Source organism: Aquisediminimonas profunda (genome assembly GCF_019443285.1).
In the GTDB taxonomy this organism is placed as follows: Bacteria; Pseudomonadota; Alphaproteobacteria; order Sphingomonadales; family Sphingomonadaceae; genus Aquisediminimonas; species Aquisediminimonas profunda.
On sequence record NZ_CP080327.1, the window covers coordinates 286529 to 300756 of the forward strand.

Genomic DNA, 14228 nt, shown 5'->3' on the forward strand with positions numbered 1-14228 from the left:
ATCCGGGCGGGGTTTTTCATGGCAGACGAATGGCGGTGCCGCGTCAGGCTATTTCCGATTCCTCGACGACAGGGCGGCTTTCGCGGGTTCCCCGCATGCGGCTGGCGGGATCGTTGGGATCTGCACTGATGATGACATGATCGTGATGCACTTCGAGCAACGTTCCGACAAACGGCCAGTCGCTCAGGCTTCCGGTAACCCGGTAACTGACCGTATCGCCAACCTTGAAGCTCTTTTCGTCGAAATTGAATTCGAACGGACAGTCTTCGCCCATGCCTTGCATGATCTCTCGCCTTTTGTCTGTTTCGGGGCGATATAGTCAGCAAAACCGGGGATTCCAACCGCAGGTACTGGCGTCCTTAGTCCATTTTGCTACCTCTGGCGGGTAGGGGGCCATGATGAATGTGACCAGATTGCTGTTGCCGCTGCTGATTGCCACGGCTGTGCCTGTTGGCGCTGCGGTTCCGGTGGAGCAGCAAACTCTGTCGAGCCTGGCAGAGGCGATTGCCAAAGGCGAGATCACCAGCGAGCAGGCGGTCAAAGCCTATCTGAGACGTATTGCCGAGATTGATGACAGCGGGCCGACGCTCAACGCGGTGATCGCGCTCGACCCGGATGCCGTCAGGCAAGCCCGGCGGCTCGACAAGGAAAGGCGCAGCGGCAAAATCCGCGGACCGCTGCACGGTGTTCCGATCTTGCTGAAAGACAATATCGAGGCGGCGGGCGCGATGCCGACAACCGCAGGGTCTTTGGCCCTGAAGGACAATATTACCAACCGCGACGCGTTTCTGGTCGCAAGGCTGAAAGCGGCGGGGGCGATCATCCTTGGCAAGACCAACCTGTCCGAATGGGCGAATATCCGGTCTGACAAATCGACCAGCGGCTGGAGCGCGGTGGGCGGCCTGACTAGGAACCCGCATTCCTTGGCGCACAACACATGCGGGTCCTCGGCTGGCAGTGGCGCAGCGATGGCAGCGCAATTGGCGGCTGCAACTGTCGGGACAGAAACCGATGGTTCGATCACTTGCCCCGCGTCGATCAACGGCGTGGTCGGTTTCAAACCGACCGTCGGCCTTGTCTCGCGCCGTTTCATTGTGCCGATCAGCCATACGCAGGACACTGCCGGGCCGATCACGCTGACCGTACGGGACGCCGCATTGATGCTGACCGCGATGGCCGGCACCGATCCAGAGGATAGCGCGACAGTCGAGACAGACGCGCGCAAACGCGATTATGCACAGGCTCTGTCGAAGGACGGACTGAGAGGCCTGCGCGTCGGGCTGGTCGAAATGCCGGGCGTCGATCCCGCTTTGATTGCCAGGGCCAAGGCGCGGCTGGAGGCGGCGGGCGCTCTTGTCCTGCCTCTGAAGCTGAACCCCTCGGATGACAGCGGACTGGGAGAGGCCGAATTCAAGATCCTGCTGGCCGAATTGAAGGCCGATCTGGCCAGCTATCTGCAAGCCCTGCCCCCCGGCACAGTCGCGCACAAAAGCCTTGCCGACATTATCGCGTTCAACAAGGCCAACGCGGCCACTGAACTCGCCTATTTCGGGCAGGAGACATTCGAGCTCGCCGACAAGGAAGCGGGGCTGGACAGTGCCGCCTATCTGGAGGCTGTGGCGAAGGCCCGCCGCCTGTCGCGTACCGAAGGCCTCGACAAGCTGTTTGCCGACAACAATCTGGACCTGATCGTTGGCCAAACGAGCAGCCCGGCATGGCTCTCCACCCTTGGCAAAGGTGATGCCTTTGCGCCACCCAGCCTGAGCGAACTCCCCGCCACCGCAGGCTATCCGCATTTGACGGTCCCGATGGGCGCGGTTGACGGCTTGCCCGTGGGATTGAGCTTCATCGGTGGGCAGTGGCAAGATGCCAAGGTCTTGAGCGCAGGCTATGCCTTTGAACAGGCCGGGCCGGACTTGCGCATCAAACCAAGCTTCAAACCCTGAAAGAACAGGGCCGGGCAACATCCTGAGACAGCGGAGATGCGGGAAGGCCGTTTTGGTTCAGTGCACGGGCAGAGGCAATGGGGAGAAAGACACGTCCGCTTACGACTCCAAATGCGACGGCGCGGCTGGATATAGAGCGACCTCTTCGGACTTTGGCAGCGCGAAGAAATTTGACAGCAAACGAGACGCATCACACTATTCAACAATGAGTTTCTGCGAGCTTGAAATCCATGACGATCAAAACGGCTTCAAGAAGTGGTTGAAGAAGATCGCCAAGTATCAGCCGGTGGAGAGGTCGGAATGAGCGCATTTCACGCCCTGATCTATCTGATTGTTCTGCTGCTCTTGGCGAGTGCGGTTCTTGGCATCGTGCGCTTGATTCGATTGGCACTCAATCATCACAAACGGGATGAGGCCACCCTACAGTGAAATCTGCCAAAAGCCGCAAGATCTGGCTCCTCGCGGGCATATTTTTTGTCATACTCGGCGTTGTGCAGATCGCCGTTACCGTAATTCTCCCACCGATTAGCCTTTATCGGATAGCGCAGGGAGCCTTTGGTATGGTGGTTGGGGCTCACCTAATAGTTCGAAATCGTTGAAATTTGTGGACTGCATGCTCGCCGCGAATGGCCCCGAATGTGCCGAAGCGCCCGGTCAGTGAGCGACCCCATTTCGGACATTGAAATTTTGCTCTATTAGGCTCGTTGCTCATGGACGGTGAAGGCATTTTGGCGCTTGCAGAGGGGCTGATCCGCTACATCTCAAACAAGTATGGCGATTTGGCCGCGTGGATCGTGGGAATCGTCTTGCTTGTCCTTACGCCAGTGTTGATCGTTTGGCTGGCGATCAACTGGGTTACCTAGGCCTGTCTTGAACCGTTTGCATGTCCGCATTCGACCCTATTGCGGAAATGGCCACTCACGTGCGACCCTTGGAGCACCAGCCTTCGGGGCATTCGCTGGCGAAACGGAGGTTCACCAACATGAGGCTCTCGCATCGATCTGCTCTTATCGGATTCATGGCCTGCGCTGCGGCTGCAATCCTGCTTTGTGCTGTATTTTACATTCTTGCTCCAATCGCGGCTGAACGAATGGCCTTTGGCAATGTGAGTCAAATCGGCGCGCATGAAATACAACTGTACGATCTTTTAGTGAGAGATTTGCGTCGCACGAGTATGACCATCACAGAATTCATTGTTGCTTGTTTCATGGGATATTGGGCCCTCGCAGGCATCCTTGGTGAGGAAGGGCAAGAGCGATCTCGCCCTGCAAACATTCTGATGTTTTTCGGAAGCTTGGGCTTCTATGCGATGGTGCTCAACGAAAGCTATTTTGAATGGTTTGACGTTTGGTGCGATCAGCTGCCATTTCACCATCAGGGGTTTCAGATTCTGAAGATCTACGAATGCCCGAGCAGCCAGATTTTCTTCAATTTCTTGATATTCGTCTCGTTGGCGCTTTTTGTGGTCAGTTTGCCGGTGAGAATCATTTCCTCGCGCAAGGCAGCAAGAATTGCTGCTCACGACACGAGCGTCCATTGGACCCCGATGTAAAGTACCGGCTAACAGCGCCAACTCGAAACCCTGCCTTCTTGAATTTTACAAGCCCGCCGCGTCAAACAGGTTCGAGGTGACAATAAGGAATGGAATAAAGAGGGCGTAGATGGCCACGGTAATCCGCGTGCTTTTAGCGTATCCGGGTCTCAACAATAGCCACCCAAAAATCAGCGGCAAGGTCAGAAGCCCAAGCATCAAAGGACCACTTATCCGGCGCGATCCGTCTCCGATGATCTCGTTATCTCTGTTGGCTCGAGGATTGCCAGTCATCTCTGGACGATGACGATTGCCTTGTCCTTTTTGCAATGCCCAGTTCCCCCTCATTTGGGATTTATTCCCAAATCTGAATAGCGTTTGGCAACGTCAGGAACTGACCTTGTTGCTGACTCAATGTCCGCTTGTCCTGCATTTTTCCTTCCAAGGCGGAATGCAGCAATACCTCGGCCGAACTGTGAACTCGCCTGGTCTGGCGAAAGCCGAAAGGCAGTATCAAAATCTGAAAAAGCGGCATCCCAATCTCCTCGCAGCAAGTTGGCAAGGCCCCGACTATCGAAGGCTTCGGAATTTTGGGGGTCAAGACGGATGGCTTGATTGAAATCGGCAATTGCTCGAGGCAAGTCGTTCATGTCCTGATAGGCATTGCCGCGATTGTTGAAGGCGTTGGAATTTTGCGGATTGAAACGAATGGCCTCGCTGAAATCGGCAATTGCCCTAGGTAGGTCGTTCATATCCTGATAGGCATTGCCGCGGTTGTAGAAGGCGCTCGCAAATTCCGGATTGAGGCGGATGGCTTCGCTATAATCGGCAATTGCCCGACGAAAATCCTTCAGTGCTTTGTACGCGACACCTCGATTGAAAAAGATGAGGGGATTTAGCGGGTTGATGCGGGCCGCCTGGTTATAGTCGGCAATCGCCCGTGTGAAGTCATTCTGGTCAAAGTAGGAATTGCCGCGACTTATGAAGGCGTTAACATATCGCGGATTGAGCCGGATGACCTCACTGTAATCTGCAATCGCCCGTGGGATGTCATTCAAGGCCCTATAAGTATTGCCTCGATTGATGAAGGCGATGGTAAATTTCGGATTGACGCGGATAGCTGCGCTATAGTCAGCAAGCGCCCGGGTAAGATCTTTCTGCGCCTTGTATGCAGCGCCCCGGTTATTGAAGGCTAGGGAGGCGCTGAGCGAGGTCTCGCGGCCTGCCTGAATGATTGCAGTACAACCGCTTATTTGCAATTCGTTCGAATATACGTTTCCTGTATTCGCGCACCAAGCCCACTGCAGCTGCGAATCTGAAGCCGCTGCGGGGTTAGCTCTCAGCGCAAGCGCGAAAAGTATACAGCTTGCGTGTTTTTTCCAAATTGCACGTCCCATCACTGCATTTCCTCGAGTTGACGATGCTTACATTTGAAATACGACAGCGATGCTAGTCATACGCGTCACACAAGTCGAGAAAACACCCGTCCGAACAGCCCAAGAGAGCCTTGGAAGTATTTCCCCAGCGAGATTCATGCTGCGTCCGCTCTCCAACCTAAATACCGCATACGCCAATTCACATGAAACTTCAGAAGCAACGAACCGGCATCAAGAGACAATCGACACCTTAGCCGAGTCTCAATCCGCTCTTCGCAAGAAAAAACCCCTTTCCTATTCGTTCCGAATCTGCTCCATCCTGCGGGATGAAGCCTCAGACTCTTCTCTCCTTTGGCCAATGCGGCGCCATCTCGCCGGAGCAGCCCTTGGCCGGTATCATTTTACCGGAAGGGAATGACAAGTTTGACAAGTTCCGGATAAAACGCCTGTCCCCCGGCCGCGGTTTGGGCGTCGAATCCGCGCCATCTTCCCTTTCGGTCCTTCGCGCGCTAAGGACGCGCAAATTTTTTGCAGGATTTGCCAACAGGACTTTATGGCCAAGGAAGAACTTCTTGAAATGCGGGGCACCGTGGTTGAGCTTTTGCCAAATGCGATGTTCCGTGTGAAACTCGAAAACGATCATGAAATTCTGGGCCATACAGCCGGAAAGATGCGCAAGAATCGCATCCGCGTGCTGACGGGGGACGATGTGCTCGTTGAACTCACGCCCTATGATCTGACCAAGGGCCGGATCACCTATCGCTTCAAATAATTCTCCGCGCGGCGCCGATCCGATGCCGCTGATTCTGGCCTCCGCAAGCCCAAGGCGCGTGGAGTTGCTCTTGCGGCTCGGCGTTGTTGCCGATGCGATCGATCCGGCGGACATCGATGAAAGCCCCCTCAAGGGCGAAGTGCCCCATCTCTATGCACGGCGGATGGCAGCCGAAAAGGCAGGGGCTGTTGCCGCCCGGCATCCCGGAAGCCTCGTCCTGGCCGCCGACACGGTGGTCGCCGCAGGGCGCCGCATCCTGCCCAAGGCGGAAAGCGAAGCGGAGGCATTGGCCTGCCTGTCGCTCCTGTCCGGCCGGCGTCACCGGGTGCTCAGCGCCGTCACTCTGGTGGACGGGCAAGGCAAGGCGCACCACCGGCTGTCGACCTCGATCCTGACCTTCAAGCGGCTCGGGTCGGAGGACATAGCCGCCTATCTCAAGACGGGCGAATGGCACGGAAAGGCGGGCGGCTATGCCATTCAGGGCCGCGCCGAGGCCTTTGTCCGCCACCTGTCCGGATCGCACAGCGGTGTCATGGGGCTGCCGCTTTACGAGACGCGCGCCCTGCTCCAGTCGGCAGGCGTTGCCCTTGGCTGAATGGCTTTACGAGCGCGGGATCGGTGAAGCGCGGGCAGCGCTGGTCAGCGATGGCCGGATCATCGAGGCGGCCATCGAGTGCGACGGCAGCGGACCGCGTGCCGGAACTGTTGCCCTGGCCCGACTGGTCGACGTGCTGGTGCCGCGCTTGCAGGGGCGCGTGACCCTTCCGGGGCAAGGCGACGCGTTGCTTGACGGCATCCCGCCCGGGATCAGCGAAGGCGCATCGCTGAAGGTCCGCATCGTTCGCGAGGCGATCCCCGAGCCGGGTCGCAACAAGCTGCCCAAGGCTGTTGCGGTGCTTGATGACGCCGAGCCGGCGGCCGGGCCCGATCTGCTCGCGCGGATCACCGCCAGCGGACATCCCGTCCGCCACTGCCATCCGCATGAGGCCGACCTCTTCGAGGCATCAGGCTGGTCCGAAGTGCTGGACGAGGCAGAGCGGGGGGAGATCGCCTTTCCGGGCGGCGTCCTGCGGCTCTCCGTCACGCCCGCGATGACGCTGTTCGATGTGGACGGCAGCCTGCCGCCGGCGCCTCTGTCGGTCGCGGCGGCCACAGCCGTCGGTGAAGCCATCGTGCGGCACGGAATTGGCGGTTCGATTGGTGTCGACTTCCCGACGATGCCCGACAAGACTGCCCGCAAGGCGGCCAGCGATGCGTTCGATGCCGCGCTGCCCCAGCCGTTCGAGCGCACCGCGATCAACGGGTTCGGCTTCATGCAGATCGTGCGTCGCCGGGTGCGCGCCTCGCTTCCCGAGACTGTGCGGGGCGACCCGGTGGGTGCCGCTTTGCGCGCTGCGTTGCGGCGTATCGAACGCGAAACCGGTCCGGGTGTTCAGAAACTGAGGCTCCCGCCAGCCCTGCACGCGCGGCTCTCCGCCCGACCGGACTGGATCGCGGAGCTTGAACGCCGGACGGGCCGACCCTTTGGGACAGCAGAGGAGCCTCCCTCCGGCTGATCAGCCTTGCTGTTCGCGCGCCTCTTCGCGCCAGCCAATGTCCCTGCGGCAGAACCCGGTCGGGAAATCGATCGCATCCACGACGGCATAGGCCGCCGCGCGCGCACCGGTCACGCTCGGGGCCGTCGCCGTCACGTTGAGGACGCGGCCGCCGCTGGCAATCAGCTGGCCATCGCGGAGCGCCGTGCCCGCGTGGAAGACCTTGACGGCGCCTGTATCCCCTATGGTGATCCGGGCACCTTTCTCCGGCGTGCCGGGGTATCCCCTGGCGGCCATGACGACAGTCAGCGCAACATCGTCGGTGAAGACGGGCGGCTCTGCGGCGGCCAGCTGTCCCCTGGCAATCGCCAGAAGCAACTCGGCCAGATCACCGGCGAAGCGCATCATCAGCACCTGGCATTCCGGATCACCGAAACGGCAGTTATACTCGATCAGCCTGGGGCCATCCGCTGTCAGCATCAGCCCGGCATAGAGCACTCCATTATAGGGCGTGCCCGCCGCTGCCATTGCCGCCACGGTCGGCTCGATGATCTCGGCCATGACGCGCGCTTCAAGCGCGGGTGTCAGGACGCGCGCAGGGCTGTAAGCGCCCATTCCGCCAGTGTTGGGACCGACATCGCCATCTCCCACGCGCTTGTGATCCTGCGCCGATCCGAACGCGACGATGCTCGTGCCGTCTGTCAGGGCGAAGAAGCTCGCTTCCTCGCCGGTCATGAACTCCTCGATCACAACTTCGGCCCCTGCAGCGCCGAACCCGCCACTGAACATGTCCTCGATTGCGGCTTTGGCCTCTTCGCCCGTTTCGGCGATGATGACGCCCTTGCCCGCAGCAAGACCGTCGGCCTTGATCACGACAGGCAGGCCGAAGCGCGGCAAGTCCGCCAACGCCGCATCCTTGTCATCATGCCGCGCATACGCCGCAGTCGGAATACGGGCGCGCGTGCACAAGTCCTTGGTAAAGCCTTTGGACCCTTCGAGTTGCGCGGCCGCGGCACTTGGCCCGAAGACGGGGATGCCGGCACTGCGCAGCACGTCCGCCAGACCATCGACCAGCGGACCTTCCGGGCCGATCACGACCAGACCGATATCGTGGCCCGCACAGAAGGCCACGACCGCTGCGTGATCAGCGATAGCCAGATCGACCAGTTCCGCTTCCTCGGCAATGCCGGGGTTGCCCGGGGCCGCATAGAGTGTATCGCACAAGGGCGATTGCGCGAGCTTCCATGCCAGCGCATGTTCACGCCCGCCGCTGCCGATCAAAAGGATATTCATGGAAGAAGACACGCCCCCGCTTGATGAGATGCGCCTCCTAGCCGAGGAACGGCAGGGCGACAATTCGGGTGTGCTTTCGGTCAGCGAAATATCGTCGGCCCTCAAGCGTCATGTCGAGCAGGGTTTTGGCCACGTCCGCATCCGCGGCGAGATTTCGGGCTTCAAGCGCGCAACGTCCGGCCATCTCTACCTTTCTCTGAAGGACGAGAATGCGAAGATTGACGGCGTGATGTGGAAAGGCAATGCCGCGCGCATCCCGTTCGTTCCCCAGGACGGTGTCGAAATCATTGCAACGGGCAAGCTCACCACATATCCGGGGCGCTCCAGCTACCAGATTGTCATCGACTCGATGGAAATCGCAGGCGAAGGTGCCCTGCTGGCGTTGCTCGAAAAGCTGAAGGTCAAGCTCCAAGCCGAAGGGCTGTTCGATGCAGCACGCAAACGCCAGCTGCCTTTCCTGCCGCGCACGATCGGGGTTGTGACTTCTCCAACTGGTGCGGTCATCCGTGATATCCTTCATAGACTGGCTGACCGATGCCCCACCCGCGTGATCGTCTGGCCCGTGCTGGTGCAGGGGCATGGCTCGGCGGAACAGGTCGCTGCGGCGGTTTCGGGCTTTTCGGCAATGCAGGGCGCGGACCGTCCGGACCTGATTATCGTCGCACGCGGTGGCGGGTCGATAGAGGATCTGTGGGGCTTCAACGAAGAAATCGTCGTCCGGGCAGTGGCCACATCCACAATCCCGGTCATTTCCGCGGTCGGGCACGAAACCGACACGACCCTGTGCGATTTTGCGGCAGATGTCCGCGCACCGACGCCAACGGCTGCAGCTGAGCTTGCGGTTCCGGTCCGCGCGGAACTGCTCGCAGGCCTGCAATCGGCGCAGGCTCGCGCATTGCGAGCTGTCCGCCGCTATGCCGAACGAGCCGATGAGCGGCTGATCGCCACGGCCCGGCGATTGCCTTCGCTGGATACGCTCCTTGGCCCGCAAAGGCAGAAGGTCGATGATTTCAGTGACCGGTTGCGTCGAGGGCTCTCGCATCGCCTTTCGGACGCTCGCGGTGACCTCGCCCGGGTCAGTGGAGCGCTTCGGCCCGTAATGCTGACGCAGCGCTTGGCCAATGCCGAACAACGCCTGGCGCAGATCTGGAGGCTAGCGGAGTCGCTCCATCCCGAAAAGCCGCTGCAACGCGGCTATGTTCTGGTGAAAGACCGACAGGGCGGAGTCGTGAGCAGCGTTACAAATGCCAATCGCGCCAAGATGCTCACCCTGACCTTTGCGGATGGTGAAGTCCCGGTGCGGGTTGAGCAAGAGGGCAGACCGGCCTATGATCGCCCGAAGCCCGACCAGCCAAGCCTGCTGTGACGGCAAATGAAGGTTTGATGCCAATGTTGATGTCTCAAGGCCGAACAGCGAAGCTCCACTATATGGCGAACGGTTTTCGCGTTCTCGCTCAGGGTGAACATGTTGTTTGCGCCAAATCCGGCGCGCCTATCCCTTTGGACTTGCTGCGTTATTGGAGCGTGGTGCGTCAGGAACCCTATGCGACTGCAGAAATAGCAACAAAGGCCATGCTGGAAGAATGATATCCTTCCGCACCGCAACGGTGCTTTCGGGATTGACGCTCCTTTTCACAAGTGCAGATGCCGCGCCTCAGCCTGTGGCAGGAGGTTTCCCAACTGCGGCGCAGACTTCAGGGACCTTTCAGATCAATCGCCAGCCGCAGCAAGGCGCACTGGTTCGCGGCGTCGTTCCGCCGCGCACGATCCGGCTCGCGATTGACGGACACGACGTACCCTTCGCGCCGGATCGGCACTTTATTGCGGGGTTCGGGCGTGACTATGGGCCGGCTACTGTCCTGACAGCAGTCCTCGACGACGGGACCAGCATTACAGAAACATTGCCGGTGACCCCCACCCGCTGGATTGTGGAAAACCTCTACCGCCTGCCGCATTATTCCGGACCAGACGCAGAATTCGAAGCACGGCGACCGGCCGAACTTGAACAGATCGCGTCCGCGCGCAGGATCGTCACCGGTGCCCAGGGGTGGCGACAGGATTTCATCTGGCCAGTCCCGGGACGCATCACCGGGCATTTCGGAGCGCAACGAATCTATGCCGGTTCGCCCGGCGCGCCTCATGCCGGTGTCGATTTGGCGAGCGGAACAGGCACGCCGGTCTTGGCACCCGCAGACGGGGTCGTGATTCTGTCCGCAGCGCGACCGTTCACTCTTGAAGGCAATCTTGTGATGATCGACCACGGCATGGGGCTCAACAGTGCGTTCCTGCACCTTTCGCGCATCGACGTGAAACTTGGCGAAATGGTCCGCCAAGGTCAGATTATTGGTGCTGTGGGCAAAACAGGACGTGCGACCGGTCCACATCTCCATTGGGGTCTGAAGTGGAATGATGAACGCATCGACCCGGCAATGTTAGCGCTTCCGAGCCGGTAGCAGATCTCAGGATTGCAATGGGCGCCGGCGAAACGGCCAACGCAGGAAAAGCAGGATCGTTCCGAAAATGCCCAGCACCAATCCCCCAATCGCAAAGCCAAGGAGCCAGGGCGTATTGAAATTTTCATGGTTCTTCCAATCCATGATGTGGAGGCCCCAGAAAAAGTCATAGAGACGCCATGTGCCAGTCCGGACCCCAGAAATTCGTCCATCCCCCGCCACGACATAAACCGCCGTATTGTCCGGATCGGCAAAGGCAACGCGCCAAGCCGGCAACTCGCCACGATATTCCGGGCTTTCCGCCGTCACGGCACGGACAGTAGTCGATGGCCGTGAAGCAGCGCGCCAGGATGCCAATGCGATCGCCGCGGCTTCCTCAGCGCTGACGGGCCGTGCTGCTGCACCTGTCTCGGCATCAAACAGGCGTGTCCGTTTGGTCGTCTTCAACGCAGCAACGGGCCGATTCCCGAGCATGTGATATGTGATCGCCTCGACCGGCCCATCGGCGGAAGCGATCAAACGGTTCGAATCAACCAACTTCATGGCGTGCGGCAACGGTTCGACGACCGCACGATCTACAAGATGTTCGCCGCGCACCTTTTCGATCGGCAGGAAACTCATCAGGGCCCCGCTGGAAAACCAGATCAGCAATTGGGCACCGATGAACAGTGCAAGCCATTTGTGAGCACGACTGGCAAACAGATGGAGACGTCGACGGCCCCGCCGTCCGGAGTGGTTCAGAACCATGCCCTCACCCCGAAAACCAGGCTTGTAGCCCGCACCCTGTCTCCGGCGGCGCGGGCGAAGCGAGCGCTGTCGCCGAGCTTTCCCTCCCATGAAATACCGACATAGGGCGCGAATTCGCGACGGACTTCGTATCTCAGGCGAAGGCCAAGTTCAGCTTCCGAGAGGCCCGAGCCAATTCCATTCGCCGGGACATCTTGCGCGGCAAAGTTGAGTTCGGCTCTCGGCTGCAAGATGAGCCTCTGAGTGATGCGTTCATCGTAGTATCCCTCAAGTCGCGCGAGCACATCACCCTTGTCCGACAGGAAGAGTGCACCTTCAAGCTTGACGAAATAAGGGGCCAATCCCTCAAAGCCGACGGAAGCATAGCTGCGCGGCTGCCCGGGCTCAAAATCATGCCGAACGCCCACTTGAAGGTTGAACCAGGGATCCAGCGCCCGTGAGTAGAGCGCGCGCACCTCGCCTGCCTCGACGCCATGGCCCACCGCGCCTTCCCCTTCGGTCTTCAAGACAAAGCGATTGATATCGCCCCCAATCCATCCCTCGCCCTCCCAGCGATAAGCATCTTGGCCTCGCTGGACGCGAAACTCGGCGAGGTTGAACACAACGCTATAGCTCGTCATGCGACCCGCTTCGTGACGCAGCGTATTCCGCGCCGCAGCCATTAATACTGGATCGAAAATTGCATCAGCCGCATGATCCATTGTTGGCGCGGGCGCAGGCGTGTCACCGACTTCGCTTTCGGGCTGGTCCGTCTGTGCACAGACCGGTGAAGCCAGCGCCAAGCCAAAGATTATCCAGAGATGGCGGCTCATGCCTCGCCACCATCCGGTCGGACAGTCACAACCCGGAACATGCCCGCCATCATGTGGAGCATCATATGACAATGAAATGCCCAGTCGCCGAGGGCATCGGCGGTCAGGTCAAGCGACACCTTCCCGCCAGGCAGGACGTTCACGGTGTGCTTCAAGGGACGGTGACCGGCATCGCCGGTGACGAGCTCAAAGAAGTGCCCATGCAGGTGAATGGGATGCGGCATCATGGTATCGTTGATCAGGTTCAGCCTGACCCGTTCATTGTGGCGAAAAGGGATTGGCTCGGCACCATCGCTCAACTTCACGCCATCGAATGACCACATGTATCGTTCCATGTTCGCAGTGAGATGAAGGTCCAACTCTCGTGAAGGACGACGTGGGTCAGGATTTCTGTCGAGCGATCTGAGTTGGCGATAGGTCAATACGCGGTGCGTGACATCTTCCAGGCCCGTTGGTCGCTCTCCCGTTCGATCGACAGGCATCACAGAGAGCATGGCCACGCCGGGCCCCATCTTCACCTGCGGGGCAACTGAAGGATCAAGCATCTTCATTGAGCCCATGTCATGACCCATCGCGGCATGATCCATCCCCGCCATATCTCCGCCCGACATGTTCATGTCGCCCATGCCCATGTCTTTCATCGTCAGCAGCGGGCGATCACGCAGAGATGGAATATCTCCTGCCATCCCTATGCGTGGAGCCAACGTAGCGCGGCAAAGGCCGGAACGGTCAATCGACTCTGCAATGAACCCAAAGGACCGATCCTCCAAAGGCTGTACGATCACATCATAGGTTTCAGCGATAGCGATCTGGAACTCATCCGTTTCAACCGGCTGGACATTCTGGCCGTCTGCCGCAACGACAATCATTGGCAAACCCGGAATCCGGACGTTGAAGTTGGTCATCGAGGCAGCATTGATGATTCGAAGCCGAACGCGCTCACCGGGATTGAAGAGACCGGTCCAATTACCCGTCGTGTCATGGCCGTTGACCAGATAGGTATAGGTCGACCCGGTGACGTCGGCAATGTCGGTCGGGTCCATCCGCATCCTGGCCCACATCCGGCGCTCCGCAGCAGACTGGTCCCTGCCTTTCAGCTTGCCCGCAAGCGTCTGCTTGTTCATGTTGAAATAGCCGCCCATGGCCTTCAGCTTCCGCATTTGCTCCATCGCGTGCATGGCGCTCCAGTCCGAAAGGACGATCACATGCTCCCGGTCATAGGCCACAGGATCGGCATTCGCGGGATCAATCACGATGGCGCCATATTGGCCCATGGTCTCCTGCATGTTCGAATGACTGTGATACCAATAGGTGCCGGCTTGACGGACCTCGAACTCATAGTTGAAGGTTTCGCCCGGCTTGATGCCCGGAAAGCTGATTCCGGGCACGCCGTCCATCTGGAAGGGCAGTAGCAGCCCGTGCCAATGAATTGACGTGTCTTCATCGAGCGTATTGGTTACGGCGATCCGGACTTTCTGCCCTTCCTTCAGCCGAATGATCGGGCCGGGCACTGTGCCGTTGATCGTAAATGCGTGACTGGCTTTCCCGCCGACAGAAAGATGAGCCTGCCCAATCGAGAGCGAAATCGAATCGCCGCTGAGCGTTTCAGGCGCGTTTGAAATTCCCGGCGACCCACTCGCAGCCCAAGCGGGAAAAAGTGACGTAACCGCGATGCTTCCGCCAGCATAGGCTGCGCATTTGAGCACTCCGCGACGGTCAAGTAGCGGGACGAGGATCTTCTGTTTCGGTTTCATCAATCAAGT

The 14228-nt window shown here is 59.3% G+C and carries 17 protein-coding genes; 10 read left to right on the forward strand and 7 right to left on the reverse strand.

Annotated features, from left to right (window positions below; translation table 11 throughout):
• Positions 1 to 43 precede the first annotated feature (43 nt).
• A complete protein-coding gene (locus tag K0O24_RS01450; protein WP_219894069.1) occupies positions 44 to 283 on the reverse strand; it encodes a hypothetical protein in 240 nt (79 codons plus the stop codon).
• A 115-nt stretch (positions 284 to 398) separates the two neighbouring features.
• Here K0O24_RS01450 and K0O24_RS01455 point away from each other — a divergent pair, with 115 nt between their 5' ends.
• From K0O24_RS01455 to K0O24_RS01470, 4 genes are all read left to right on the forward strand, one after another.
• Complete coding sequence (locus K0O24_RS01455) at positions 399 to 1946, forward strand: amidase (RefSeq protein WP_425514784.1); 1548 nt, start codon at positions 399 to 401, stop codon at positions 1944 to 1946.
• 255 nt (positions 1947 to 2201) lie between these two features.
• Positions 2202 to 2375: a hypothetical protein gene (locus tag K0O24_RS01460; protein ID WP_219894071.1), complete on the forward strand. Its 174-nt coding sequence runs from the start codon at positions 2202 to 2204 to the stop codon at positions 2373 to 2375.
• Positions 2376 to 2656: 281 nt separating this feature from the next.
• Positions 2657 to 2809 carry a hypothetical protein gene (locus K0O24_RS01465; RefSeq protein WP_219894072.1) on the forward strand — a complete coding sequence of 51 codons (153 nt, stop codon included), beginning with the start codon at positions 2657 to 2659 and terminating at the stop codon, positions 2807 to 2809.
• Positions 2810 to 2829: 20 nt separating this feature from the next.
• Entirely contained in the window at positions 2830 to 3498 is a 669-nt protein-coding gene (locus K0O24_RS01470) for a hypothetical protein (protein ID WP_219894073.1), read from the forward strand.
• Positions 3499 to 3543: 45 nt separating this feature from the next.
• Here the strand turns inward: K0O24_RS01470 and K0O24_RS01475 are convergent, their stop codons facing one another.
• Both K0O24_RS01475 and K0O24_RS01480 read right to left on the reverse strand, forming a co-directional pair.
• Positions 3544 to 3771 (reverse strand): hypothetical protein, encoded by a 228-nt coding sequence (locus K0O24_RS01475; protein WP_219894074.1) that lies wholly within the window; start codon positions 3769 to 3771, stop codon positions 3544 to 3546.
• 50 nt (positions 3772 to 3821) lie between these two features.
• Entirely contained in the window at positions 3822 to 4874 is a 1053-nt protein-coding gene (locus K0O24_RS01480; protein WP_219894075.1) for a tetratricopeptide repeat protein, read from the reverse strand.
• Between the two features lie 532 nt (positions 4875 to 5406).
• Between K0O24_RS01480 and infA the strand changes: the two genes are divergently transcribed.
• Genes infA through K0O24_RS01495 form a run of 3 tightly spaced genes read left to right on the forward strand, consistent with a single transcriptional unit; the run spans position 5407 to position 7181 of the window.
• Positions 5407 to 5625, forward strand: coding sequence for a translation initiation factor IF-1 (infA, locus tag K0O24_RS01485; protein ID WP_219894076.1), 219 nt, complete (start codon positions 5407 to 5409; stop codon positions 5623 to 5625).
• 22 nt (positions 5626 to 5647) lie between these two features.
• Positions 5648 to 6220, forward strand: a complete 573-nt coding sequence (locus K0O24_RS01490) for a Maf family protein (protein WP_219894077.1) — start codon at positions 5648 to 5650, stop codon at positions 6218 to 6220.
• Positions 6213 to 7181: an Rne/Rng family ribonuclease gene (locus K0O24_RS01495; protein ID WP_219895418.1), complete on the forward strand. Its 969-nt coding sequence runs from the start codon at positions 6213 to 6215 to the stop codon at positions 7179 to 7181. Before K0O24_RS01490 ends, K0O24_RS01495 begins: the two co-directional genes overlap by 8 nt.
• On the opposite strand, the gene purD is transcribed toward K0O24_RS01495, so the two are convergent.
• Complete coding sequence (purD, locus tag K0O24_RS01500) at positions 7182 to 8453, reverse strand: phosphoribosylamine--glycine ligase (RefSeq protein WP_219894078.1); 1272 nt, start codon at positions 8451 to 8453, stop codon at positions 7182 to 7184.
• On the opposite strand from purD, the gene xseA reads away from it, so the two are divergent.
• From xseA to K0O24_RS01515, 3 genes are read left to right on the forward strand one after another with little or no spacing between them, the layout of a single operon-like run.
• Positions 8452 to 9819 (forward strand): exodeoxyribonuclease VII large subunit, encoded by a 1368-nt coding sequence (gene xseA, locus K0O24_RS01505; RefSeq protein WP_219894079.1) that lies wholly within the window; start codon positions 8452 to 8454, stop codon positions 9817 to 9819. The two genes, purD and xseA, sit on opposite strands and share 2 nt — an antisense overlap.
• A gap of 23 nt (positions 9820 to 9842) precedes the next feature.
• Complete coding sequence (locus K0O24_RS01510) at positions 9843 to 10040, forward strand: DUF2093 domain-containing protein (RefSeq protein ID WP_219894080.1); 198 nt, start codon at positions 9843 to 9845, stop codon at positions 10038 to 10040.
• A 32-nt stretch (positions 10041 to 10072) separates the two neighbouring features.
• Positions 10073 to 10906, forward strand: a complete 834-nt coding sequence (locus tag K0O24_RS01515) for a M23 family metallopeptidase (protein WP_246611093.1) — start codon at positions 10073 to 10075, stop codon at positions 10904 to 10906.
• Between the two features lie 6 nt (positions 10907 to 10912).
• Here the strand turns inward: K0O24_RS01515 and K0O24_RS01520 are convergent, their stop codons facing one another.
• Genes K0O24_RS01520 through K0O24_RS01530 form a run of 3 tightly spaced genes read right to left on the reverse strand, consistent with a single transcriptional unit; the run spans position 10913 to position 14219 of the window.
• Positions 10913 to 11653 carry a PepSY domain-containing protein gene (locus K0O24_RS01520; RefSeq protein WP_219894082.1) on the reverse strand — a complete coding sequence of 247 codons (741 nt, stop codon included), beginning with the start codon at positions 11651 to 11653 and terminating at the stop codon, positions 10913 to 10915.
• The gene (locus K0O24_RS01525; protein ID WP_219894083.1) at positions 11644 to 12465 is read right to left on the reverse strand and encodes a copper resistance protein B; all 822 of its coding nucleotides are present in this window, start codon (positions 12463 to 12465) and stop codon (positions 11644 to 11646) included. The genes K0O24_RS01520 and K0O24_RS01525 overlap by 10 nt, the downstream gene beginning before the upstream one ends.
• The gene (locus K0O24_RS01530) at positions 12462 to 14219 is read right to left on the reverse strand and encodes a copper resistance system multicopper oxidase (protein WP_219894084.1); all 1758 of its coding nucleotides are present in this window, start codon (positions 14217 to 14219) and stop codon (positions 12462 to 12464) included. Before K0O24_RS01530 ends, K0O24_RS01525 begins: the two co-directional genes overlap by 4 nt.
• Positions 14220 to 14228 lie beyond the last annotated feature (9 nt).